At 62.9% G+C, this 25,318-nt stretch carries 22 protein-coding genes and 1 pseudogene; 21 read left to right on the top strand and 2 right to left on the bottom strand.

The annotated features are described in order from the left end of the window. The first annotated feature begins 70 nt into the window (after positions 1-70). The 12 genes and pseudogenes from fusA (at position 71) to KY500_RS12775 (ending at position 11,640) form a co-directional block, all read left to right on the top strand. Entirely contained in the window at positions 71-2,185 is a 2,115-nt protein-coding gene (gene fusA / locus KY500_RS12825; protein ID WP_304505671.1) for an elongation factor G, read from the top strand. A 126-nt stretch (positions 2,186-2,311) separates the two neighbouring features. Then, entirely contained in the window at positions 2,312-3,505 is a 1,194-nt protein-coding gene (gene tuf / locus KY500_RS12820) for an elongation factor Tu (RefSeq protein WP_066597682.1), read from the top strand. A gap of 341 nt (positions 3,506-3,846) precedes the next feature. Then, on the top strand, positions 3,847-4,431 hold the full coding sequence (locus KY500_RS12815; protein WP_219900875.1) for an Lrp/AsnC family transcriptional regulator: 585 nt from the start codon (positions 3,847-3,849) through the stop codon (positions 4,429-4,431). A 158-nt stretch (positions 4,432-4,589) separates the two neighbouring features. Further along, the gene (locus KY500_RS19625) at positions 4,590-5,339 is read left to right on the top strand and encodes a GNAT family N-acetyltransferase (protein WP_219900874.1); all 750 of its coding nucleotides are present in this window, start codon (positions 4,590-4,592) and stop codon (positions 5,337-5,339) included. Beyond that, positions 5,336-5,641: a hypothetical protein gene (locus tag KY500_RS12805; protein ID WP_219900873.1), complete on the top strand. Its 306-nt coding sequence runs from the start codon at positions 5,336-5,338 to the stop codon at positions 5,639-5,641. The genes KY500_RS19625 and KY500_RS12805 overlap by 4 nt, the downstream gene beginning before the upstream one ends. A gap of 397 nt (positions 5,642-6,038) precedes the next feature. After that, positions 6,039-7,027: pseudogene (locus KY500_RS19390) on the top strand (ABC transporter substrate-binding protein). Further along, on the top strand, positions 7,012-7,434 hold the full coding sequence (locus KY500_RS19380; RefSeq protein WP_255579283.1) for a hypothetical protein: 423 nt from the start codon (positions 7,012-7,014) through the stop codon (positions 7,432-7,434). Before KY500_RS19390 ends, KY500_RS19380 begins: the two are co-directional and overlap by 16 nt. Before the next feature lie 4 nt (positions 7,435-7,438). Continuing rightward, on the top strand, positions 7,439-8,515 hold the full coding sequence (locus tag KY500_RS12795; RefSeq protein WP_236900726.1) for an ABC transporter permease: 1,077 nt from the start codon (positions 7,439-7,441) through the stop codon (positions 8,513-8,515). Beyond that, complete coding sequence (locus tag KY500_RS12790; protein ID WP_219900872.1) at positions 8,512-9,414, top strand: ABC transporter permease; 903 nt, start codon at positions 8,512-8,514, stop codon at positions 9,412-9,414. Before KY500_RS12795 ends, KY500_RS12790 begins: the two co-directional genes overlap by 4 nt. Then, positions 9,411-10,256, top strand: coding sequence for an ABC transporter ATP-binding protein (locus KY500_RS12785; RefSeq protein WP_219900871.1), 846 nt, complete (start codon positions 9,411-9,413; stop codon positions 10,254-10,256). Before KY500_RS12790 ends, KY500_RS12785 begins: the two co-directional genes overlap by 4 nt. Then, on the top strand, positions 10,253-11,095 hold the full coding sequence (locus KY500_RS12780) for an ABC transporter ATP-binding protein (RefSeq protein WP_219900870.1): 843 nt from the start codon (positions 10,253-10,255) through the stop codon (positions 11,093-11,095). Before KY500_RS12785 ends, KY500_RS12780 begins: the two co-directional genes overlap by 4 nt. A 320-nt stretch (positions 11,096-11,415) precedes the next feature. Next, a complete protein-coding gene (locus KY500_RS12775) occupies positions 11,416-11,640 on the top strand; it encodes an antitoxin (protein WP_219900869.1) in 225 nt (74 codons plus the stop codon). A gap of 19 nt (positions 11,641-11,659) precedes the next feature. Here KY500_RS12775 and KY500_RS12770 read toward each other — a convergent pair whose 3' ends face one another. Then, the gene (locus tag KY500_RS12770) at positions 11,660-12,808 is read right to left on the bottom strand and encodes a hypothetical protein (protein WP_219900868.1); all 1,149 of its coding nucleotides are present in this window, start codon (positions 12,806-12,808) and stop codon (positions 11,660-11,662) included. A 9-nt stretch (positions 12,809-12,817) separates the two neighbouring features. Continuing rightward, positions 12,818-14,320 carry an MBOAT family protein gene (locus tag KY500_RS12765; RefSeq protein WP_219900867.1) on the bottom strand — a complete coding sequence of 501 codons (1,503 nt, stop codon included), beginning with the start codon at positions 14,318-14,320 and terminating at the stop codon, positions 12,818-12,820. Between the two features lie 526 nt (positions 14,321-14,846). On the opposite strand from KY500_RS12765, the gene KY500_RS12760 reads away from it, so the two are divergent. From KY500_RS12760 to KY500_RS12720, 9 genes are all read left to right on the top strand, one after another. Continuing rightward, a complete protein-coding gene (locus tag KY500_RS12760) occupies positions 14,847-16,802 on the top strand; it encodes a glycosyl hydrolase (RefSeq protein WP_219900866.1) in 1,956 nt (651 codons plus the stop codon). A 437-nt stretch (positions 16,803-17,239) separates the two neighbouring features. Continuing rightward, the gene (locus KY500_RS12755; protein ID WP_255579279.1) at positions 17,240-18,028 is read left to right on the top strand and encodes a glycosyltransferase; all 789 of its coding nucleotides are present in this window, start codon (positions 17,240-17,242) and stop codon (positions 18,026-18,028) included. Further along, entirely contained in the window at positions 18,025-18,993 is a 969-nt protein-coding gene (locus tag KY500_RS12750; RefSeq protein WP_219900864.1) for a glycosyltransferase family 1 protein, read from the top strand. The genes KY500_RS12755 and KY500_RS12750 overlap by 4 nt, the downstream gene beginning before the upstream one ends. Before the next feature lie 556 nt (positions 18,994-19,549). Next, positions 19,550-20,239 carry an NAD(P)-dependent oxidoreductase gene (locus tag KY500_RS12745; RefSeq protein ID WP_219900863.1) on the top strand — a complete coding sequence of 230 codons (690 nt, stop codon included), beginning with the start codon at positions 19,550-19,552 and terminating at the stop codon, positions 20,237-20,239. Then, the gene (locus tag KY500_RS12740; protein WP_219900862.1) at positions 20,233-20,625 is read left to right on the top strand and encodes an NAD(P)-dependent oxidoreductase; all 393 of its coding nucleotides are present in this window, start codon (positions 20,233-20,235) and stop codon (positions 20,623-20,625) included. Before KY500_RS12745 ends, KY500_RS12740 begins: the two co-directional genes overlap by 7 nt. Continuing rightward, complete coding sequence (locus KY500_RS12735) at positions 20,615-21,613, top strand: glycosyltransferase family 2 protein (RefSeq protein WP_219900861.1); 999 nt, start codon at positions 20,615-20,617, stop codon at positions 21,611-21,613. Before KY500_RS12740 ends, KY500_RS12735 begins: the two co-directional genes overlap by 11 nt. After that, positions 21,591-22,214 (top strand): DapH/DapD/GlmU-related protein, encoded by a 624-nt coding sequence (locus tag KY500_RS12730; RefSeq protein ID WP_255579278.1) that lies wholly within the window; start codon positions 21,591-21,593, stop codon positions 22,212-22,214. Before KY500_RS12735 ends, KY500_RS12730 begins: the two co-directional genes overlap by 23 nt. A gap of 19 nt (positions 22,215-22,233) precedes the next feature. After that, positions 22,234-23,784, top strand: coding sequence for a hypothetical protein (locus tag KY500_RS12725; RefSeq protein WP_219900860.1), 1,551 nt, complete (start codon positions 22,234-22,236; stop codon positions 23,782-23,784). Positions 23,785-23,842: 58 nt separating this feature from the next. Then, complete coding sequence (locus KY500_RS12720; protein WP_219900859.1) at positions 23,843-25,222, top strand: O-antigen ligase; 1,380 nt, start codon at positions 23,843-23,845, stop codon at positions 25,220-25,222. The last annotated feature ends 96 nt before the right edge of the window (positions 25,223-25,318 follow it).

Raw genomic sequence — 25,318 nt, 5'->3', positions numbered from 1 at the left:
AGGTTTCGACAAGCTCGACCATCGAACGCCTGTTCAACCTCATCTTTCACAACACTTCCGGAGGACACCCGTGGCACTTGACGTGCTCACCGACCTGAGCAAGGTCCGCAACATCGGCATCATGGCCCACATTGATGCTGGCAAGACCACCACGACCGAGCGCATCCTGTTCTACACGGGTGTGAACCACAAGATCGGTGAGACGCACGATGGCGCCTCCACGATGGACTGGATGGCACAGGAGCAGGAACGTGGCATCACGATCACGTCCGCTGCAACGACGTGCTTCTGGGCCGGCAACCAGATCAACATCATCGACACCCCCGGCCACGTGGACTTCACCGTCGAGGTGGAGCGTTCGCTCCGCGTCCTCGATGGCGCTGTCGCAGTGTTCGACGGCAAGGAGGGCGTTGAGCCCCAGTCCGAGACCGTCTGGCGCCAGGCCGACAAGTACGACGTGCCCCGCATCTGCTTCGTCAACAAGATGGACAAGCTCGGCGCCGACTTCTACTACACCGTCGACACCATCATCAAGCGCCTCGGCGCGAAGCCGCTGGTCATCCAGCTGCCGATCGGTGAAGAGTCCAACTTCGAAGGTGTCGTCGACCTCGTCGAGATGCGTGCACTGACCTGGCGCGGCGACTCCAAGGGTGACGTCGAGATGGGCGCCAAGTACGCCATCGAAGAGATCCCCGCCGACCTCGTTGAGAAGGCTGCTGAGTACCGCAAGCTCCTCCTCGAGACCGTCGCCGAGACCGACGACGACCTCATGGAGAAGTACTTCTCCGGCGAAGACCTCACCGTCTCCGAGATCAAGCACGCCATCCGCAAGCTCACGGTCGCCAGCGAGATCTACCCGGTCCTCTGCGGTTCCGCGTTCAAGAACCGTGGTGTGCAGCCGATGCTGGATGCCGTTGTCGACTACCTGCCGACGCCGCTCGACGTTCCCGCCATTGAGGCGCACGACGCTCGCGACGAAGAAAAGGTTGTCATGCTGCACCCGAACGCTGACGAGCCCTTCGCGGCTCTGGCGTTCAAGGTTGCTGTGCACCCGTTCTTCGGTCGTCTCACCTACATCCGGGTGTACTCCGGCCGTATCGACTCCGGTGCCCAGATCATCAACTCCACCAAGGGCAAGAAGGAGCGCATCGGGAAGATCTTCCAGATGCACGCCAACAAGGAGAACCCGGTCGGTTTCGTTACCGCTGGTCACATCTACGCGGTCATCGGCCTCAAGGACACGACCACCGGCGACACCCTGTGCGACCCTGCCCAGCAGGTCGTACTCGAGTCGATGACGTTCCCTGACCCGGTTATCGAGGTTGCCATCGAGCCGAAGACCAAGCAGGACCAGGAAAAGCTGGGTCTCGCGATCCAGAAGCTGGCCGAAGAAGACCCCACTTTCCGTACCGAGCAGAACCAGGAAACTGGTCAGACGGTCATCAAGGGAATGGGCGAGCTTCACCTGGACATCCTCGTCGACCGCATGAAGCGTGAATTCAACGTTGAGGCGAACGTCGGCAAGCCCCAGGTTGCTTACCGCGAGACGATCAAGAAGGCCGTCGAGCGTCACGACTACACGCACAAGAAGCAGACCGGTGGATCCGGCCAGTTCGCGAAGATTCAGTTCGCGATCGAGCCGCTTGAAATCACTGCCGACCAGTCGTACGAGTTCGTGAACAAGGTCACCGGTGGACGTATCCCGCGTGAGTACATCCCTTCGGTAGACGCCGGAATCCAGGATGCCCTCAACGTGGGTGTGCTCGCCGGGTACCCGATGGTCGGCGTGCGCGCGTTGCTGCTTGATGGCGCCGCTCACGATGTCGACTCTTCGGAGATGGCGTTCAAGATTGCCGGTTCGATGGGCTTCAAGGAAGCCGTTCGTAAGGCAAACCCCGTTCTTCTCGAGCCGTTGATGGCCGTCGAGGTGCGCACCCCTGAGGAATACATGGGTGACGTCATCGGTGACCTCAACTCTCGTCGTGGCCAGATCCAGACCATGGAGGACGCACAGGGCGTGAAGGTTATTCGCGCTCACGTTCCGCTGTCGGAGATGTTCGGTTACATCGGCGACCTGAGGTCCAAGACCTCTGGCCGCGCGGTGTACTCGATGACTTTCGAGAGCTACCAGGAGGTCCCGAAGGCTGTTGCCGACGAGATCATCCAGAAGAACAAGGGCGAATAACCCACCGGCCTACGGGCCGAATCGCTTAGGCCTCCTGGCCCGAGTAACATAAGTACACAAATCCAGCAGTTCCACCGGGCGTAAACCAACGTCCGGTGGAGCCGAGAGTCCTGAGGAGGACCCACAGTGGCCAAGGCCAAGTTCGAGCGGACCAAGCCGCACGTAAACATCGGAACGATCGGTCACGTTGACCACGGAAAGACCACGCTGACTGCAGCGATCTCCAAGGTCCTTGCCGACACGTACCCGTCCAAGACCAACGTTCAGCGCGACTTCGCGTCGATCGACTCTGCTCCGGAAGAACGCCAGCGCGGTATCACGATCAACATCTCGCATGTTGAGTACGAGACCGAGAAGCGTCACTACGCACACGTCGACGCTCCCGGCCACGCTGACTACATCAAGAACATGATCACCGGTGCTGCTCAGATGGATGGCGCGATCCTCGTGGTTGCCGCTACTGACGGCCCGATGGCTCAGACCCGTGAGCACGTTCTTCTCGCCAAGCAGGTCGGCGTGCCGTCCCTGCTCGTCGCGCTGAACAAGTCCGACGCGGTCGACGACGAAGAGATCCTTGAGCTCGTTGAGCTCGAGGTTCGCGAACTGCTCTCCAGCCAGGGCTTCGATGGCGACAACGCCCCCGTCGTTCAGGTTTCCGCCCTCAAGGCGCTCGAGGGTGACCCCAAGTGGGTTGCAAAGATCCTCGAGCTCATGCAGGCAGTGGATGATTACTTCCCGGAGCCCGTCCGCGACAAGGACAAGCCCTTCCTGATGCCGATCGAGGACGTCTTCACGATCACCGGTCGTGGAACTGTCGTCACCGGCCGCGCCGAGCGTGGAACCCTCAAGATCAACTCCGAGGTCGAGGTTGTCGGCATCCGCCCGACCATCAAGACCACGGTCACTGGTATCGAGATGTTCCACAAGCAACTCGACGAGGCATGGGCCGGCGAGAACTGTGGTCTTCTTCTTCGTGGCACCAAGCGCGAAGACGTCGAGCGCGGCCAGGTTGTCGTCAAGCCGGGTTCGGTTACGCCGCACACCGACTTCGAGGGCACCGCGTACATCCTGTCAAAGGATGAGGGTGGGCGTCACAACCCGTTCTACGCGAACTACCGCCCGCAGTTCTACTTCCGCACCACCGACGTCACCGGCGTCATCACGCTGCCCGAGGGCACCGAGATGGTCATGCCCGGCGACACGGTTGAAATGACCGTCGCGCTGATCCAGCCGATCGCCATGGAAGAGGGCCTCGGCTTCGCTATCCGTGAAGGTGGCCGCACCGTCGGCGCCGGAACCGTCATCAAGGTTCTCAAGTAATTCAGTAGTACATCCGGCGGCTCGTTGATCGAGCTCGTCGAGAAACAACAGGGTCGGTCCTTCGGGACCGACCCTGTTGTCGTTAAACCCCGTCCCAGCGCTCGAGCGCGTCTCGGCGCTCGAGCTTGTCGCGACCTCGCGACCAGGTCTCTCTCGTGTGCCGGGATCTCGACAGGCTCGATCAGCGTGCGGGTCGCGCCGGTCCCGCCCGTCGCGCCGATCTCGGCGGTCGAGCCTGTCGAGACCCGGTCAGACAATTTCACCCCCAGCCTCCGCAGCACTAGCCGATGTGTCTACTATTTGGGTATGACGCTAGACAAAACGACAGACCGGCAGCGCTGATGGCCGACCTGCCCGCCCCCGAGTCGTCTCGGCCGGCCAAGCCCACCCTGGACTCGGTCGACCTGCACATCCTCCGGGAGCTGCGCGAGAACGGTCGCATCTCCATGGCCGCCCTGGCCGAGAAGATCAATCTCTCCCGCGCCAGCGCCTACAACCGCGTCGAACTGCTCACCCGCTCCGGCGTCATCACCGGGTTCAGTGCCCGCATCGATCCGCGCCTGGTGGGCCTAGATATCTGCGCCCTGGTGTTCGTCACCGTTCACCCGCAGATGTGGAAATCATTCCGGGACGCCCTGCAGAGCATGCCCGACGTGGAGTATTGCTCCATCACCACCGGCGAGCACGACGCCATGATGCTCATCCGCGCCGCCGACGTCAGCAGCGTGCACGAGTTCGTCACCGGGGTCGTCGCCATCCGCCCCGAGATCAAGGCAGTCGTGAGCGTCGTCGTGCTCGACGAGGTGATCCGCAAACCGTACCTTTTGCCCAGCGACATCCCACAGCGCCCGCAACAGGCCGAACGGCTCGGCATGACCCGCTGGACCCGACCCGCCGCCGAACGGGAATCACTCCCCAGACAGTAAGCCCCACCGCGGCCCCCGCCACGCGGCCGCCCCAATCGTCTAACGCGCCCCTGCCGGTCCACCCGCCCGAATGGACAGAACCGGCGCCTCCGCGGCCGGCACGCCAAGGTCGTCCAGCGGCCCCACGGAGCCCCGCACGCGCAGTCTAGGCTCGGGGCGTGATCTGGACCTTCGACTACCCGCTAAGCACCGAGCGGCTCCTCCTGCGCCCGCACACGCTCGACGACCTCGACGACCTCGTGCTCTTCCACGGCGACCCCGACGTCACCCGGTACATCCCCTGGCCCGTGCGCGACCGCGCCGCCACCCTCGCCGCGCTCACCGCCAAACTGCGGCAGACGGATGCCCGCACCGCCGGCGACTGGATCGTCCTGGCCATCGAAGAGGCCGGCGCCGTCATCGGCGAGATCCTGCTCAAGCGCACGTCCGACACCACGGCCGAGCTCGGCTACGTCCTTGCCGCCTCCGCGCAGGGACGTGGCGTCGCCACCGAGGCCGCCAGCCAGCTGCTGCAGGCCGCCGAACGACGCTTCGGGCTCTCCGCCGTCGAGGCCGTCGTCGAGGCGCCCAACGCCGCATCCGCCCGCGTGCTCACCCGCCTGGGCTTCACCCCCACCGACCCCACCCCCACCACAACCCCCACCACAACCCCCACCACAACCCCCACCCCCACCGACCCCACCCCCACCACAACCCCACCACAACCCCCACCACAACCCCCACCCCCACCGACCCCACCCCCACCACAACCCCCACCGTCCCCACCCCCACCTCAACCCCCACCGACCCCACCCACCCGCCCCTGCTGTCATTCCGACGGCTCAGCCCCGCCCCGAAAGAACCGGTTCCCATGCCTACACCCGCCGCCGATCGTCCCCTCCAGCTCGACGGACTCAGCTTCCACATGATCTCCTCCACCGCCAGCGACGTGAGCGCCGAGGCCCCCACCCGGTTCCTCTACCGTCAGGACGGCACGCTGGTCTGGGGTGACTACACCGGCGACACCGTCACCCAGGGTCGCATGGTGGGCCGGATCGTCGAGGATCGCATCGAGATCAGCTTCGCCCACGCCCTCGTCGCCGACGGGTCCGTCGTGATGGGTTCGGCCGTGAGCGTGGCCGAAGTGCGCGACGACGGCCTGGTCTACCTTGTGGAGGAATTCGAGAAGAACGGCCAAACCCACCAGAGTGTGTGCGTGCAGGTCGTGTAACACGCCCGAAACACGAGCATTCGTCTTATCGCCGCGCGCGCGTCGTCGGCTCTTGTAGACGTTCTGCCAATGAACGCCGGTGCCACCGGAGCAATGTCCGGGCACCGCCGGTTCCGTTGGACAGATCGTCGGGGGATGTGGCAATCTCATCTAAACCGTCCGCGGTTGCTTGTTGCGACACTTTGACCCGTTTCACTCCAGGAGGCACTTCGTGCGTACGTCCCCCCGCTACACCGGCATCGCGATCGGCGCCGTCGCGGCGCTCCTGCTGGCCGGCTGCTCCGGCGGTAACTCCGCGCAGAACACCGACGACGCCTCCGGCGGATCCGTCGTGATCGACGCCGCGTTCTCGATCGAGACCGCCGACCCCGGCAACACCTACGACCCCACCGGCAACATGGTCGCGAAGGCGCTCTACGAGACCCTCGTCGACTTCAAGGGATCCGACGTCACCACGCCCATCCCCGGGCTGGCCGACTGGACGCAGAACGACGCCGCCACCGAATTCACCTTCACCCTCGACGACGGCCGGGTGTTCTCCGACGGCAGCCCCATCACCGCCGACGACGTGGTGTTCTCCCTGCAGCGCATCCAGGGCATGGCCGACGCCAAGCCCGCCTTCCTCCTCGCCGGCGTGACCATCAAGAAGGTCGACGAGAAGACCATCACCTTCACCACCGAAACCCCGCTGCTGCAGCTGCCCGCGATCCTCGCGAACCCGGCGCTGGGCATCGTGAACTCCAAGGTTGTGGAGCAGAACGGCGGCGCCACCGACGGAACCGACACCGCGCAGGCCTTCCTCGACGGCGAGTCCGCCGGCTCCGGCCCCTTCGTGCTCGACTCGCTCGACCTCACCTCGCAGGTCGTGCTCACCCGCAACGCCGAGTACAACGGCGACGAAGAAGCCGCCTACGACCGCGTCGTGATCCGCAACGTCACCGAGAGCGCCACCCAGAAGATCAACCTCGAGGGCGGCGACACCATGGTCGCCATGGACCTCAACGGCGACCAGTCTCCAACCTCGCCGACAACCTCACCGTCGCGTCGGTGCCGTCCGCGCAGACGATCTTCCTCCTGGTCAACCAGAACGCCACCGTGGGCGGCGTCACCGCCAACCCCAAGTTCGCCGAGGCCGTGCGCTACGCGCTCGACTACGACGCCCTGCTCGAACTGGCCGGCACGGGTGCCTCCGAGGCCACCGGCGTGATCCCGCCGTCCTTCGCCGGCGCCCTGACCGACGGCGTCAAGCAGGACCTTGCCGCCTCGACCGCCGCCCTCACCGCCTCCGGCTACACCGGCGAGACCGTGCGCTTGCAGTACCCGAACGACTACCCGGTCGCGGCGTCGAGTTCACCCCGCTTGCCGAGCGTGTGCAGGCCCAGCTGAAGGATGCCGGCATCAACGTTGAACTGGCGCCCGCGCCGTTCACCACCGAGATCGACCCCTACGTGAACGGCACCGAAGCGTTCAGCATGTGGTTCTGGGGCCCGGACTACGCCGATACGGCCAACTTCCTGCCCTTCGCCCCCGGCCTCAAGGTCGGCCTCCGCGCCGGCTGGACCGCGGACGCGAACCCGGAGATCGCCGACCTCGCCACGCAGGCCGCCGCCGCGACCGACCCCGACACCCGTGAGGCGATCTTCACCGATTTCGCCACTGCGATGCAGAAGGACGGCCCGTTCGTTCCCCTGATCGTGCCCGGCTCGAACATCGCCACGGCCAAGACCGTCACCGGAGCCGTGTACAACGCGGTGTGGACGATGGACATCGCCGAGTTGAGCCCCACGAGCTGACCGCGTGACCCTGGACAAAACTGACGCCCGTCCGAGTCGGCGCAGCAGCAGGAAGGCGACCTCCCCCCTCGCCTCCTACCTGCTGCGCCGGCTCGGCACCTCGGTGTTATTGCTGCTCGGCGTGACCATTGTCACGTTCGCCCTCACCAACCTCGTGCCCGGTGATCCCATCACCGCAGCCCTCGGCGAGGGCGCCTCGAACAACCCCGCGACCGTCGCCGCATACGTGGAACGGTACGGGCTCGACCAGCCGCTGCCCGTGCAGTACCTCACCTACCTCGGCAACCTCCTACAGGGTGACCTGGGCCGCTCGCTCACCACCGGCCGGGCGGTCACCGCCGACCTGGCCGTCGCGGTGCCGGCCACGATCGAGATCGCGATCGGCGCCATCCTGGTCAGCCTGGTCGTGAGCGTGGCCCTCGGCACCCTGGCCGCCTACCGCCGCGGCCTCGTCACCGACCAGGTGGTGCGGGTCGTCTCGCTCATCGGGCTGAGCGTGCCGACGTTCTGGCTCGCTCTCGTGGCATTCAACCTGTTCTTCCTGCAGCTGGGCATCGCCCCCGGTTCCGGCCGGCTCTCCCCGCAGCTGAGCCCACCGCCCACCGTCACCGGGTTCTACACGCTCGACTTCCTGCTCAACGGCGACAGCGTGGGGTTCGTGGATGCGATGGCCCACCTGGCACTGCCGGTATTCGTGCTGTCCCTGTTCACCGTGGGTCTGCTCACCCGGTTCATCCGCACCTCGGTGCTCGAGGTGCTCGACCAGGACTATGTGCGCGCCGCCCGCGCCAAGGGCCTCAGCGGCACCCGCGTCGTGCTCGACTACGTGCTGCGCGGCGCCTCCCTGCCGATCCTCACCGTGGTGGGCATCGCATTCGGGTCGCTGCTCTCCGGAACCGTGCTCGTCGAGGCCGTCTTCGCCTGGCCGGGCCTGGGCACCTACGCCTACAACTCCGCCACCAGCCTGGACCTGCCCGGCGTCATGGGCGTGGGCCTGGTCGTAGGCGTCATCTACCTCCTGGTCAACTTCGTGGTGGACCTGCTGTACGGATTCCTCGACCCGAGAGTGAGGCTCGGATGATCAGCCGCCGACGCATCCCCATCCCACGCGCCTGGGTGAGCCCGCTCGCCATCATCGGCGTGGTCATCGCCGTCGCCTGGGTGCTCATCGCGGTCACCGCACCGCTCTGGATTCCCTACGCGCCCAACGCGCAGGTGCTGCCGCGCCTGCAGGCACCCGGCATCGACACCCTGATGGGCACCGACTCCGTCGGCCGGGACGTGTTCTCCCGGCTGATGAGCGGTGCGAGCGTCACCATCCCGCTCGCCCTGGCCCTGGTGGTCGTGTCGCTCACCATCGGCACCACCCTCGGCGCCGTCGCCGGGTACTTCGGCGGCTGGGTCGACGAGGTGCTGATGCGCCTCACCGACCTGGTCATGGCCTTCCCCACGGTGATCCTGGCCATGGTCATCGCCGCCTCCCTCGGCCCGTCGCTGTTCAACGCCGTGCTCGCCGCCATCGTGGTGTCGTGGCCCGCCTACGCCCGGGTGAGCCGCAGCCTGGTGCTCAGCCTCCGCCAGCAGAACTACGTCATCGCCGGCCGGCTGCTCGGCTTCAGCCCGGTGCGGTCGCTGCTCACCGACATCCTGCCCAACATCGCCGGCCCCGTCGTCGTGCTCGCGACCCTCGACGTGGGCACCGCCATCCTGCTGCTCAGCGGACTGTCATTCCTCGGCCTGGGCGCCCAACCGCCCACCGCCGAATGGGGCTCCATGATCTCCAGCGCCATCCAGAACTTCGACGCCTGGTGGATCGGCGTGTTCCCCGGCCTCGCCATCCTCACGGTGGTGCTCGCGTTCAACTTCATCGGCGACTCGCTGCGCGACATCCTCGACCCGGTCTCCGGCGGGGCGCGCGAAGCGGCCGCCGCCCTCCCGGTGACGCCCGGGCAGCCGGCCGCACGGGAGGCCGTCGTATGAGCGCGCCCGTGCTGCAGATCCGCGACCTCACCATCGCTTTCGGTCCCACCCCCGTGGTGCGCGGCGTCTCCCTCGACCTGCAGGCCGGCCGGGTGCAGGGCCTGGCCGGGGAGTCCGGTTCGGGCAAGACCGTCACGGCGATGTCGGTGCTCGGCCTGCTGCCTCGCACCGCGACCGTCTCCGGGTCGATCTGGCTCGGCGACCTCAACCTCGTCGGCCTCCGCCGCCGTGAGCTCAGCGCCGTGCGCGGACGCCGGGTGGCGATGGTCTTCCAAGACCCGTCGGCGAGCCTGCACCCGCAGCTCACCGTCGGTCACCAGCTCACCGACCATGTGCGCCGGCACCTCAAACTCAGCAAAGCCGCCGCGCGCAGCCACGCGGTCGAGCTGCTCACCCGGGTGCGGGTTCCCGACCCGGAGAATGCGCTGGGGCGCTACCCGCACCAGTTCTCCGGCGGCCAACGCCAGCGCATTGCCATCGCGATCGCGCTCGCCTGCGACCCCGAGGTGCTGCTGGCGGATGAGCCCACCACCGCGCTCGACGTCACCGTGCAGGCTGGCATCCTGCACCTGCTGCGCGACCTGGCCATCGAGCGCAACCTGGCCGTGCTGCTGGTCACCCACGACCTCGGTGTGATGAGCGCCATCGCCGATGACGTGGCGGTGATGCGCCACGGCCTCATCGTGGAGTCCGGCACCCGCGAGCAGATCTTCCTCGCGCCCACCCACGAGTACACCCGGGCCCTGCTGGCCGCGATGCCCGACTCGGCGCCCGCGGTGCGCGCCGCCGCCGGCACGGATGCGTCCGCCCTCGATTTCCCCGACGAAGAAGGCACCTCATGAGCGCACTGCTCACCATCGATGACCTCGTCGTCGAGTACCCCGGCCGCGTCACCGTGCGCGCCGTCGACGGCATCGAGCTGTCCATCATGCCCGGCGAGGTGCTCGCGCTCGTCGGCGAGAGCGGATGCGGCAAGTCCAGCACCGCCCGGGCGGTCGTGGGCATGGAACGGCCCCAGTCCGGCTCAGTGCGATACCGCGGTGACGCCGTTCCGCCGCTCGGCCTGCGCCGCCGGCCGCACCGGTTCACGGCCATGCAGATGGTCTTCCAAGACCCCAACTCCTCGCTCAACCCGCGCAAACGGGTCGGCGCGCAGATCAATGACGGCATCGCCGCGGCCGTGGCGCGTGGCGCCGCCGGGTCCACACCGGGGGAGTGGATCGAAGCGGTGGGCCTGAGCAGCAGCCTCCTCAACCGATTCCCGCACCAGTTCTCCGGCGGGCAGCGGCAACGCATCGCCATCGCCCGGGCGTTGGCCGCCCGGCCCGACCTCATCGTCGCCGACGAACCGATCTCCGCCCTGGACGCCTCCAGCCAGGCCGCCGTCGCCGGCCTGATGCGCCGGCTCTGCCTCGACGCCGGCGCGGGCATGCTGTTCATCTCGCACGACCTCTCGGTGGTGCGGGTGATCGCCGACCGCACCGCGGTGATGTACAAGGGCAAGATCGTGGAGTCCGGCCGCAGCGAAACCATCTGGTCCGACCCGATGCACCCGTACACACAGGCGCTGCTCTCGGCCATCCCGCACCCCGACGGCCGCGGCATCCTGCCCGCCGCCCCCGACCTCGAGGCCCCCGCCGCCTGGTCCACCCCGCTCCCGAACGCCCTCAACCGCCCCTAACCCCGCCCGCCTAACTCGACCTGCTCACCGCCCCCACACGTCGGTCAACCCCGTCGAGCCCCCGCAACCCAATCTGCGAGTCGCGCCCCCACGTCGGTCCAGCCTGTCGAGACCCCGCAACCCGACCTACTCGCCGCCCCCACACGCCGGTCGAGCTCGTCGAGACCCCGCACCCCGACCTGCGAGTCGCCCCCACACGCCGGCCGAGCTCGTCGAGACCCCGCAACCCACTCTGCTCGTCGCCCCCACACGTCGGTCGAGCTTGTCCAGACCCCGCAACCCGATCTACCCTCTATAAAACGCCCCAGATCGGAGACCCCATGAACCTCAACGACATCACCCGCAAGGCCCAGGACTTTCTCAAGACCGAAAAGGGCGAGTCCGTCTCCGACAAGGTCCTCGACGGCGCCGCCGACGTGGCCAACAAGGTCACCGGCAACAAGCACGCCGACAAGATCCAGAACGCCCGCGACAACGCCGACAAGCACCTGGGCAAAAACGACGGCGACGCCGGCCGCGGCACCCCCACTGCCGACCCCAAGTAACCGATGCCCCGGCGCCCCGCTACTGCAGCGTCGCCGCCAACGACGGCCACTCGCCGGTGCCGCTGTAGCGTTCCACCCGTTCCACGATCACCCGGTCGTAGTCTCCGGCCTGCTCCCACTCCTCCAGGTCGGTCATCGTCACATCGGCGAAGAAGTTCGACAGCTGCGTCGGCATCTGATGCAGCAAGAACGAGTCACCGATAAGCAGCGTCCGCCCCTGAATCAGCGGCTTCGTCGTCGACGTCGACGTGTAGTGGTACTGCGAGGTGCCGGCGGCGCCTTTGGTGGTCTCCAGCCGGGTGGTCACGCCGGGCCGCGCGAATGAGGCTGTCGACGCGTGGTCGATGTCGTCCACGCCCATCATCCGGTTCAGGTCACCGACGTACGCCACGGGCTTCCCCTTCACCGGGTTGGTGAGGTCGTCCAAGATCGCCGGCGGCGCCTGCCCGTCGGCGACGAGCCGGTTCATCAACGCGTGGCTGAGCGCCATCGAGCCGGATGCGCTCCAGTGCGTGTCATTCCACAGGTACGCGGGCGAGTCCGGGGTGTCCAATGCGGCCACATCGTCCCACAGGCCGATGAACGGCAGCCCGCCGTCGGCCTCCCAGGTCTCGAAGTGACTGCGCACGAAATCGCTGCAGCGCAGCAGATCCGGCGAGACGTCTAGCACCGGCCCTCTGCGCACGGAGGTCTTGTCCGGCGCCACCGTGAACAACACGTACTTGCCGGCCGCGGTCATGGCGGCCTGATCCTGCTCCAGGCCGCCCTTCACCGCTGCCAGCGACTCCTCGGTCTCCCGGCACGGGCGGGCGAGGTCCTCCACGAAGAATGGTTCCCGGTTGCTGCCGATCAGCACGGTCGACGTGGGGCTTCGCCCCAGACCGTGCACCGACAGGTCGCCCAGGCTCTCCGACACCGCCGCTTGCGCGCCCAACCGGTCCCGCAGGGCCGCGTCGATGCCCCGGTACGTGGATGTCTCGGCCAGCGCGTCCGCGGAGAGCACCGGGAACGCCATCGGCTCGCGGTTCTGCGCGCCGGCGGTGTTGCCGGGTACCAGCCAGATGGCCAGCAGCCCGACGCAGAACACGGCGATCAGGGCGGTCAGCGCCCAGCGCCGCCAGCCGCGCGGCTCGGTGCTGGCGTCGGGGGAGAGGTCGGTGTCGGTCACGGATGCGCCTTAGAACTGGAAGTACAAGAACGGACTGAAGTCGGAGTGCAGCACCATCGCCAGGGTGACCACGAGGGCCAGCGGCACGAGCACCAGCGCGGTCTTCCACCGGAACGCGGTCAGGGTGCCCGGTTCGGACTGGCCGAAGACGGTCTGGAAGCCGGTGCGTTTCGCCGGCATCACGAAGCTGAGCGCCCCCACCACGAGCGCACCGATCGTGAACGGGGTGAGCGTGGCGAACAGGCCCGGCGACATGAAATCCCACGGCCCGCCGAGCATCGCCTGCCAGATGTCCACGCTGGTGTGCAGCTCGAGTGCCCGGAACGGCACCCACGCGGCGATCACGAACAGGAGGGTCAGCAAACGCCGCAGCACGACGAAGGACCGCACCTTGCGCAGCCCGGTCACCCGCTCAAACAGCAACGCCAGCGAGTGCAGGCCGCCCCAGATCAGGAACCCGGCCAGGGCGCCGTGCCAGAGCGAGGTCAGCAGGAAGACCAGCAGCAGCGCGCCATACTCCACCCAGACGCCGCGGCGGTTGCCGCCGAGGGGGATGTAGACGTAGTCGCGGAACCAGGTGGTGAGGGTGATGTGCCAGCGGCGCCAGAAGTCGGTGATGTTGCCCGCCGTGTACGGCGACCGGAAGTTCTCCGGAAACCGGAACCCGAACATCTGCGCCAGCCCGATGGCCATGTCGGAGTACCCACTGAAGTCGAAGTAGATCTGCAGCGCGTAGGCCACGGCGCCCAGCCATGCCCCGGTGCCCGACATCAGGGTGGGGTTCGCCGCGTTGTCGAACATCGCGTTGGCCACCACACCGCAGTTGTCGGCGATGAGCACCTTTTTCGACAGACCCCAGGTGAACCGGGTGATGCCGTAGCCCATCTGCTGCGCGGTGATCCGGCGCACCGCCGTGATCTGCGCGCCGATCTCGGAGTACCGCACGATGGGGCCGGCGATCTGGTGCGGGAACACGAACAGGTAGAGCAGGTACGACGGGAACGACGTCGTTAGCGGCCGCCCGGCCCGGGCAGAGTCGATGACGAACGAGAGGGCGTGGAAGGTGAAGAAGGAGATGCCGAGGGGGAGCGCCCAGGTGTTCGCCCCCAGGGTTGTCAGCGCGGAGGAGACCCGCGGGATCTCCAGCGTCGCCACCTGCGGGAGGTACTTGAACGCCACCAATGGCACCAGGATGATCAGCAGTGTGACGAAGGACGGAATGCTGATCTTGCGGATCTCCCCGCCAGGCGCCGCATCCCGGCGCTGCCGCCGCAGAATGAGCCAGGCGATGTACGCGCCGCCGAAGCTGGACAGGCTCACGAACAGAATCGCCAGAATCGCGCTGCCGGCACCCCACAGATAGAACAGGATGCTCGCGGCCAGCAACCAGGTGTTCCGCCACCGTGACGTCACGGGAATGGCGTGGTACACCAACAGCGTGATCGGTAGAAACAGGAACAGGAAGGTGGGGCTCGAGAAGACCACGAAGAACAGACCGCCAAATAGGATCACGGCTTCGGGGCAACACACGCTGCCAGCCGGAGTGCAACTCACTCTCGAGGCAATGGACCTGCCCCGGGCTCAGCCTAAAGGGGAAGTCGTCGCCGTCGCCGAGCGACGCGGCTAGATTCTTGCCCCCATTCGGGGCGAGCATTTTGCGTCATCGCGCGCATAGGCTCCGGCAGTGGACTCCGCGCTACTGGTGATTGTGCGGCTGTCTACCTCTGGCAGGTGCGGAGTATGAATGGCGTGTGGCCTAGGCTGGAACGGCCGGGGCTCACAGGGGGAGCGATCAGCTGGTGCACGGAAATTCGGGTGCCACCGCAATAACCTCTGGGGGGACGCACCGCGAATGACTTCAACACAGCCAGCCAAACGCCGACGGTCGGGATTGCCTCCACTAAGAACTCGAACGTGGTGGATCGTAGGCGTTGGGGGCGCGCTCGCGCTCTCCCTGACTGGCCTTCTGGTTTTCGGTCCCTGGCTGCATGGTGAACCTAGCGCGCCAGCCGATGCAGCGGAGCCGGCGGAGCCTGCAGTGGAACCGGTCTTGCCGGACGCTCCGACAGCGACGGTGCTGGCCGCTTTCTCAGACTGGAGCGAGTCGGGAACGGATGACCTAGGCGCTAAGTTCCTTGCCGAGGCAGGGGTCGCGGACAATGGCGGAGTCTCACTTCGGGTAGAGAGTGCCACTCCCTCGGATAACCCCGTCCATCGGTCACTCACCCAAACGATTGCGGTGCAGCCAGAGACCGAATATGACCTGAGCGCACAAATAAGATCTGTCGAGTATGGCGACGATACCCTGGCTCCGGCTGCAGACGTCTCGATCCAGATGGGCGGTCAAACCGTGGCTCAGCTAGAGCCGACGCCAGGGGAATGGTCAACGACGAAATGGGCCTACAAGACGGGCCCGGGCGAGACGACCGTGCTGCTTGAACTTCTGGTCGCCGGTCCCACCGACGCGCTTCAAATCGACGAACTCTCGATGACGTCGGCAACGGTAGCTGACAATGCCGTGCTCAACAGTTCATTCGAAACTTACGAGGCGCCCACGCAGATCGCGAATGAGTCATTGATTCTTGAGAGCGAGAAAGCAGCTCTCAGTGTCGCTTGGCGGACCGATCAAATCGCATGGACCGTCACGAAACCGTCTGGAGAAGTTGCTGCCGAGGGCGAAGTCTCCACTAGCAATGGGCTCGGCGTTGTCGATCTGAAGAGTCTTGCTCAGGGATACTATTTGGTCGCGTTGGCCAGTGTGCAGAATCCTGGCGACATGATCAATACAACCATCGCTGTTCTTGATCCCACCGAAGTTTCCTTTGATGACCGTTTCGGGATCGGCGTTCACTTTAGCCACCAGGTCCGGGACACGGCCCCACAGGTCGCGCGTCAAATCGGCTTTGGAAACATGCGCACAGACGCGACGTGGTCGTACGTTGAGAAGTCTCGAGGCGAGTACACCTTCCGAGCTGACGAGACTGCTGAGATGAATGCCTACGCCAGCGAAGGCATGGCGATCCTCCCTATCAGCGATTACGGCAACGACCTGTACGACGGAGGGCGCACGCCCAGCAGCCCCGAGGCGATCGAGGCGTTTGCCAAGTACACCGACGCCATGGTTACCCACCTCAATGCCCCTTCGGTTGAGATCTACAACGAGTTCAATAATCCTCCGATGAATACCAGTGCCTGCGGCTCTAACGCCACGTGCTATTTGCCTCTGCTGGAAGCAAGCTACAACAAGGTGAAGGCGACGAACCCCGGGGTAAACGTTGTGGGGCCGTCGATCGCACACAACGACGACGCCTGGCTGACCGAGCTGTACCAAGCGGGCGGCTTGAAGTACCTCGATGCGGTGAGTTTTCATCCGTACGACTATGGCTATTCCGGAGACCCGGAATTCCTCGTGGATAGCTTGCAACAGGCCGAGAACCGCATTAAGGAATACAACGGCGGGGTCGAAAAGCCAATCTGGCTGACCGAACTTGGTTGGTCAACCGCATCGCTTGGCGAAGACGCGCAGGCGAAGTTCCTGGTGAGGGCGGAAACCATCGCGCTGGCAAACAACGTTGAGAAGTACTTCTGGTACGACTTGGTGAACGACCAAACCAACCCGACGGACCATGAAGGAAACTTCGGGTTGGTGAAGCAGGCCACCGACGCAGTACCCGCCCTTCCCCCGAAACCTGCCGGGATGGCTCAGGCCCTTCTCATCAGGAAAGTTGCCGGCAAGGATTTCACGGTTCGTGATGAGGTAGGCGCATCCACGTACTCATACGCCTTCGGCGAGGGTAAGGACGCAAGCCGAGTGGCGTGGTCTCCAACTCCCGCCTCCGTCTCGTACAAGACGACAGGGGCTCTCACACTGACCTCCCTGAGCGGAGACGTCACAGTCGTCCAGTCCGTGGACGGGATGGTGAACATCCAGCTCACAGACGTGCCGATCTTCATTGAGGGAGCAGTGACGGCGGTTTCTGCAGTCACGCCGTAGCGCCCCTAAGCGGACAATCATACGAGGCCGGCGGTTGTCGGCAGGTTCCTGTCTGCCGATATCGTTAGTCAGCACTGCGCCGAGCCGGCTCAGCCAGGTTCGGGGCTACCCCCAATAGGAGATGTTTCATGAGCGGCGTCATCGTGCACGAGTGGCTCGCGACCAATGGCGGGTCAGAGAACGTAGTCGAAGTCCTTGCTTCGATATACCCTGACGCGCCTATTGTCTCTCTCTGGGAAGACCTCCCTTCGCGCTTTCGAAGTGGACGAGTTACAGAAACTTGGTTGTCGAAGACCCCTTTGCGGCACCACAAGGCGCTGGCATTGCCCCTTATGCCTCTTGTGTGGAGGGATCTACCCAGAACTGAGGCGGACTGGGTCTTGTGCAGTAGTCACCTTTTTGCGCACCATGCTAGGTTCCGCAAACAGGCTGAAGGAATGCGGAAGTTCGTCTATGTACATACGCCGGCTCGATACATTTGGACTCCCGAGCTGGATGGGCGAGGCAACGGCATCGTGGCCCGAGCCCTTTCGAGGCCGCTAAAGGCCTTAGATCGAGGTCGTGCGCAGGAAGCGACGAGCATTGCCGCGAACAGCATGTTTATTCAGAAACGAATATCCGAGGCCTGGGGTCGGGATAGCACGGTCATTTATCCACCCGTGAATGTAGCTGATTTTGCGGCCGACCCATCCGAGCTGCTCACCGACGCAGAGCATGAAGTGTTAAAGGCACTGCCCACCACGTTCATCCTGGGTGCTTCGAGATTCGTTCCGTACAAACGCCTCGAGGACGCGATTGCGGCAGGCTGGGCGGCAGATCTTCCAGTGGTCTTGGCGGGAGCCGGACCGGACGAGCAGAGACTCCGAGCCGTCGCAGGTCGGCGCCCTGGCACGGTGACGTTCGTAGCTCGACCGTCCTCGGCGATGCTCAACGAACTCTTCAGGCGGGCGCTCGTCTATGTTTTTCCCCCAGTCGAAGATTTTGGCATTATGCCCGTGGAAGTCATGGCAACCGGCACGCCAGTTGTCGCGAATGCAATCGGGGGAGCCGCCGAGAGCGTGCTCCACGGCGTCACTGGTGCTCTGGTTCAGTCCTTCGACAGCACCTCGCTTAAGGAGGCAGTCGAGATCGCAGCAAGTGCCAAGGTGCAGGACTGTATCGAGCGGGCGTGGCAATTCGACGTTGGTGTTTTCGAGGATCGTATTCGGGAGTGGGTAGGCGAATGATTGTCGTGGACACCAGATGGTCCGGCAGAAACGGAATTGGACGGTACGCCAAGGAAGTGACCGAAAGGTTGGCGCTCGATTGGCAAGAGATCGAGCAGTCGGGCAGCCCGTCATCCCCACTTGATTTCGTCACTAAGTCGCTCAAGGTCGAAGGCGATAAGCCCAGGGCGGTCTACTCCCCGGGCTATAACGGGTTTCTAAGACACGTTCCGCAGACAATCACCCTCCATGATCTGATCCATCTCGAGGGCCCAGGATCGGCGAAGTACCGCCCCTACTATGATTTCTTCTTGAAGCCCCTGATTAAGAAGAACGGGCACGTGCTGACAGTCTCTGAAACGTCTAAGCGCCACCTGGAGAACTGGATCGACGATTCCGACGTCAGGGTTGTGAACGCAGGAAATGGAAGCTCAGCAGCATTTGCCCATGCGGGCGAAGCCTTTGAATCATTGCGGCCATATTTTCTTTACGTAGGCAACCTCAAGAGCCACAAGAACGTTGAGACCGTCGTGGCGGCGATCGCTCAGATGGGCGAGTTCGATTTCTACGTGGTGACTTCAGAGAAGAACGCCCTTGAGGCGCTCTCAGAGAAGTACGGCGTGACGGACCGCGTCAGACTCTTTTCGAACATTGACGACACGCGCCTGGCGCAGCTGTACAGGGGAGCCCGGGCCACTGTCCAGCCATCCCTGCTTGAGGGATTCGGCCTGCCAGCACTAGAGGCAGCGCTGTGCGGCTCTCCTGTGGTGTTCTTCGACGGTTGCGAAAGTGTTAAGGAGATATGCGCAGGAGGAGGACGCGCAGTATCCGATTCTGCAGATGTTCGCCAGTGGGTGGAAGTAATGTCAGACATCTCGGAGGGGGAGCGTTTCCCCACGAATGTGGTGTCGGCTGACCGATATTCGTGGAACAGCGTTGCGCGTTCGGTCTCGAGCCTCCTGATTGAACGACATTCGACGAATTAGGGGTCCGTCTCATCGAAGAACCGACAGTTGCCCGCGGCTGGTTACCTCCGAGCTCTCCGGCGGGGAGTTCGTTTGGGAGGCTTCGCGATCTGTCGTCGTGCGCGCGAGCTAATAGCTTGTCAGAGCGGTGGGCCGTCGGCAGTGGGCTGACGCTCCCAAGTCGCATTATCGCGCATTTGAATCTCGACAACTTGCTTGAGCCCTCGTTTAGGGGCTCGTCAGGGCAGCGAGCTGTGCGGAATGCTCGGATGGAGGTCTGCCGTAGGACTCGCCTCGTCAGCAGCGGGCGAACCCAAATTTGTCAAGACGATAGGCTACGAGTCAGACACGTTTCCCAGGGGGGTCGGCTTCGAATGAGCAGGACCGTCATCGGCAGCATTAGGAGTGGCCGCCAAGCCGTTCGTTCGTGGGGGACGAAAGCTCAGACGACCTTGTCGCCCTGGCTCCAGCGCCGGTGGTCGCAAGTCGCCCGAGTGAATCAGGGCAATCATTTAGCACGCAAAGTGAACTCCTCTTGCGAGCTACTAGTGCACGACCGAACACGGGGAATTCCTTCATGACCATACTCATTACCGGGGGCGCTGGCTTCATCGGAACTAGGCTACTTGCAGAGCTCGAATCAGGGTCCGATGTGGTGATTCTCGATAGCCTTCACCCGCAGGTTCACGGCGAAGCCGCTGTTGAGCCGCACTTCGACGGTCGCGTGCGTTTCATCCGCGGAGACGTCACTGATCCGATCATGTGGGATGAACTTCTGAAGTCCGTTGCGCCTAGCACCATCGTTCATTTGGCTGCTGAGACAGGAACTGGTCAGTCTCTTCTTCAGGCATCGCGCCACACCTATGTCAACGTTCACGGGACGGCCGTCATGCTTGACGCGTTGGCCCGCAACAATGTCCTTCCTCGGTCGATCATTCTGACATCGTCGCGCGCAGTGTATGGAGAGGGTGCTTGGGAATCCGCCGAGACTGGAGACCGTTTCTATGGCCAACCGAGAACGGCCCAGCAGCTTGAAGGCGCGCAATGGTCCCCTCTAGGCCCGGAGGGACAGACCGGAGAGCCGATTCCTCACGAGGCGTTGTCTGTTGAGGCGCGACCTTCGAACATCTACGCCGCGACGAAGCTAGCCCAGGAGAACATTTTGATTTCCTGGTGTGCTTCCATGTCCGTCTCCTTGTCAATTCTCCGACTGCAGAATGTATACGGCGCAGGACAGGCACTGCGAAACCCTACACGGGAGTGTTGACTGCATTTGCGCGGCAGGCGCTGTCCGGCGAGGCAATTGACGTCTACGAAGGCGGAGGAATAGTCCGTGACTTTGTCCACGTCAGTGACGTTGTCTCTGCGCTGCACAGCGCAATCGATCGGCCGGTCGAAGGCGCGTACAGAATCGTGGACATCGGTTCGGGTGCTTCAGATACGCTCGCGCATTTCGCGACCGTGCTTACCGAAGTAGCTCAATCCCCCGAAATTAAGTTGAGCCACAACTACCGGCTAGGAGATGTGCGCGCCGCATTCGCGAGCAATTCGGCAGCTGAACGAGAGCTCGGGTATGACCCGAAAGTGAAGTTCAAAGACGGCGCCAGCGAACTTCTCAACTGGGCTAGATCGGAAATTTCACGTGGAAACTAGAGCTCCTAAGGTCGGCGTTGTCACAGTCACCTACAACAGCGAAACCGTGCTCCCGGACTTTCTCGATAGCCTCGCGCAGCAGGTGGGCGTAGAGCTCCGCCTTTACGCAGTCGACAACGATTCGCATGATGCTTCAGTTTCGATGCTTCGTGCTGAATCTCGATTGGGATTCGTGGCCATCGTTCCTAACGACTCAAACGTCGGTGTTGCCGTCGGTAACAACCAAGGAATCGAACTCGCGCTGCAGGATGGTTGTGACTGGGTCTTGCTTCTGAACAATGACACTGTGCTGCCGGCAAACACTCTAGAGACTCTGGTGCAGGTGGCGGAAGATAACGGTTTGAAGCTGCTGTCTCCGGCAATCGAAGCGACGGAGCCGACAGGAACCATTTGGTATGGGGGCGGTAAGTTCGTGCCGCTACAAGGGTTCCGGACCCTGCATGGGACAGCTGGGCAGCCTGTGTCACAGTTCCCAAAGGAATTGGTGAAAACGGGTTACGCTTCCACCTGCTGCCTTCTGGTGCACCCTGCTGTCTTCAAGTCCGTCGGCCTCATGGACCCTGTGTATTTTGTCTATTTCGACGACGTGGACTTCGCAGTCCGGAGCGTTGCCCAGGGTTTCGAATACTGGGTCACTCCCGAGGTCACCATCATTCACAAAGCCAGCAGTCTGACCGGGGGAAAGAGCTCGCCCTTCACCGTGAAGTGGGTGTCCCGAAACTGGCCCCTGATAGCGATCCGTCACCTCAGCGTCGCATCCAAATTCGTTGCTCTGGCCTATATTCAAGTTTGGATGTTTGCTCGCCTGGCACTCCGTCGAGACAGTGTCAACGTCTTCCGCGTAAGGCAGAGCGGTTTCCGCGAAGCGCTCCGAGTGGCATCAGCAGTACCACCGCCTCGTCTCTCCTACGAGGCGACGAACGGGCAAACGTCGGGGTCACGGTTGGGGGAGGGTGACGTCAGGGATGGAAGCGCTGCAGAAGCTTAGGCAAAGAAATGTAGTTGGACTTTTCAACAAGCTAGGTCACCTGTACTGGTCGCTGAAGTCAAGACTCTATTTTGCTCCTCAGTTTGGAGCCTTCGGCCGCGGTTCGATCATCAAGAAGCCGATGCTTATTGCTAACCCAGGCGGTATCCGCATTGGGGCACGTTGCAGTATCCGTGACGGAGCTCGGCTTGAGATCGTCGACCGTCCGGGACTGCCGATGGGCTCACTGATTCTCGGGAATGACGTCAACATCGAACAGAATGTGCACATTGCGGCTTGTAGTTCCATCGAAATTGCTGATTTAGTGTGCATTGCGGCAGGTGCAGCCATTGTTGACACCACTCATCCCGTCGGCTTCCCGGATGATGGCAATAGGGCAACACAGATCAATATGGATGCCTCGCACGTACGGATTGGTCGCCGAGTGTTCATCGGCGTGAACGCGGTCATCTTGCCGAATGTGACCATCGGGGAGAACAGTATCATTGGCGCTGGATCTGTGGTCACGGGGGACATCCCGGCGAACTCAATCGCTGTTGGAGCCCCCGCTCGAGTGGTTCGCACCCTGCCCGTTGATCGACCAAACACTCCGGTCGGTTGAGGTGGTGCGGGAGATACCGGTGAGTGAGGACCCCACCGGCCGTGTTCTGTTGTTGGTGAAAAACGCGCTCGCCAACATAGTTCGAGCGTTCTCATCCAGTGCAGTCACCGTTCTCCTTCCGCTCTGTCTGATCGTTGTGCTTGGGCACAGCGAGTATTCCGTGTGGGCGCTTATCTTTAGCCTCGGGGCGTTTGTCGTATATTTCGACTTGGGTGTTCCCACGACGGTTCAAGCAATGGTTGGCAGAGCCATCAGTAGCGATGACCAACAAGCCGCCATCCGAGTCACTAAGTCTGGTTTGAAAACCAGCGGCTTGGTATCTGCAATTTGCTTTGCAGCCGCTATCGGCGGCGCTTTGGCTTTCAGCCGGATCTTTCCAGATGTGCCGAGTCGGTTCGAATTGGATGCCACCGTCGCTCTAGTTGTGCTCGTAATCGGGCAGACCAGCAGCCTCATGGGCAACACAGTCTCGGCCTATTTCGCTGGACAGCAGAGAAGCTTCGTCCCCGCATTGATTCTTGCTCCGGCTCGAGTCCTTTCTCTCATTGTGGCTCTAGGCGCTGCCATAGTGTCGGGTGAACTGGTGGTAACCGCAGTGGGATATGCGGCGCCGCTTGTCATCGGGACCATCGTGTTGTTTGCTCGTTTCCGAATGGAGGCGCTTAGAGCCGGCGTTGGGGAGAGCGAGCAGACAGTCAAGAACTATGGTGTTGTCGCGCTTATGCGCTACTCAGGGCCATTGGCCATCTGGGGACTGTGCATGCTCGTTACGAGCGGCGCCGGCGTCATCATGGTGGCCAGGTTCGACTACTCAGCGGTAGTACCTTTCTCAATCGCGGCGCTTATGGTTTCCGCGGTTGCTGGGCTGGAAAGTTCAATCACTGCTCCCTTGCTCCCAGAGCTGGCAAGAGTCCATGACCGGCACGGGATTGACCGTGTGTCAGTGCTCACCAAATCGCTAAGCCAACTTAACGGCGTCTTCTTGTTCGCTGTCGTTGCTGGTCTTCTCATGATTTCACCGACGGTGTTGCCGCTTCTGGCTAAGAAAGCGGATGGCGACCTGATTGAGTATTGGCCGATCTTGGCGATCCTGCTGGTGGGTAACGCAATCCATCTAGCCGGAACACCGTTGAGCCTGGCGTTGATTGCGACAAAGACGCATACCAGAGCTGTTCTGCCCCCTGTGGTGGAGGCTGTCATCAGCCTTGTCCTAAGCCTGTGGCTGGGCATGCAACTGGGTGCGATTGGCGTGGCTCTGGGTATCTTCATCGCTGGAGTCGTCGGACTATGTCTATCTTTCACATGGTCGGTGAAGCTTTCCAGGGTTCTCAAACTCCCAGCATGGGAGATGCTATCTGTCTCCGCTATCCGCCCCATCATCTTGATCCTGCCGGTCCCGGTCGTCACTACAATCGTGATCCTCCAAGGCGGACAAGGGACATGGTGGGGGTTACTAGTAGGTGTAGTCACCTTACTGGGCTGCTACTTGTTGCTATGGTTTGTCGCCTTGCCTGAAGAATCGCGACGTCAGACTGTACTCAAAGTCCGTCAGAGAATTTCCAAGCGTTGAACGCCTGGTTGTCCGCCGCTATTGGGGATCTGCGCGAAAGCTGCATAGCTTCGCACGGTTGGGCGAGAAACAGGTGAGGGGGAACAGGATGTCCATGTCAAGACGCGTCTCGAGCGAGCCGATTGCCACAGAACAGACGGTGGTAGAGAAGGCGGTTGGGCTGCGCAGAGCGACGCTGACAGTGGCGGTCGTGCTCTGCTATATCGGTCTATTCACAGTCTCCTGGGATCGCCTCGGCAACCTGTCCGTCGGCGCTTTCAACGTCAAAATTAGCGTCGTCGCGTTCGGACTTTCATTGGTTCTCGCGGCTATCGCAACGCTCTCCGGTCGTAAGTTCTATCCGCCCAAGTCGATCCTTGCCCTCATGTCTGGGATCGTCTTGGTCATGATCGTTTCCAGCGCATTTTCGCTGGACGTGCGGGCGGCAGTCCTAAGCACTCTCACAGTGATCGCCGGAGCCATGGTGCCTGCACTTGCTGTCTATGCCGCTGCATCTCTGGGCCGATTCGAACACTTGCTCAAGTGGTTTGTTTGGGGCGCATTGTTTGCCTGCTTATTCGGGCTCTACCAGCTGGTCGCTTTCTACTTGGACCTTCCCCAATTTATCGAATATGAGGGACAGAGCGGCGGTCTCGGACGGATCGCATCGTTCAGCTACGAGCCCGCCTACCTGGGCTACTTCCTGGTGTTGGCGCTTGCAGCCGCGTGCGTGCGTGTATACCTGACGGGAGGCACCTGGGCTAGGTATGCGCACCTACTGCTCATCGTGGCGACACTGGTGCTTCTCAACAGCCGCGCCGTCTTTCTCACCATACCTCTCCTCCTTGTACTCAGCTGGCCTGTCCTCAGGCGATTCATCTCGACGAAGCAAGTCCTCATTTGTGCCTCATCCGCTTTGGGGTTGTTCATAGTGGTTTGCTTCGCGATCCCCGCAATACCCACGACGCTCTGGAACCAGTTCCTGAGTATCTTCAATCCGAACGAGGTAACTTCCAACGCGCCTCGGCTCCAGATATACGGGGCCGCAGTCGACATCGCCCGGGACCATCCATGGTTTGGGGTCGGCCCTTCAAACTTTGGGTTGTACATCCAGGGTCTGCAGTACCAGCAGTACGACGGAGTCTCGTTGAACAAGATGGTCACCAACAACATATGGTTGCAGGCCATGATGGACGGAGGGGTGTTCTTGCTGCTCATCCAACTTGCCCTTGCAATCTATGTGATCGTCAAGGTTTATTTCTCAGGCAATAATTCCGCACGGCTCTTGGCCTCAGGTTGGCTGTCCGTTGTTGTCGTAGGAGGCATGGTTGTGTCCAACTTCTATGACGCCAAGCTGTGGGTGTTCTTGGCACTCGCCCTTGTCGCGGTGCGCATCGGAGCCGAACGACCAACACAGTCGCTTGGAGCCCCAACCAGGGATGATCCTGCACTGCCGTAGCATGTCCTCTGAGGCCCGAAGCCAGGGTCAATGCCGGCCACCATCCGGCTTGTAGGCGGCCGACTGATTTCATACGCCACAGAGCTCTGCCTCTGG

The organism is Cryobacterium sp. PAMC25264 (assembly GCF_019443325.1).
Taxonomy (GTDB): Bacteria; Actinomycetota; Actinomycetes; order Actinomycetales; family Microbacteriaceae; genus Cryobacterium.
The sequence above is the reverse complement of the archived record's forward strand: the minus strand, read 5'-3'. Positions and strand labels throughout refer to the sequence as shown.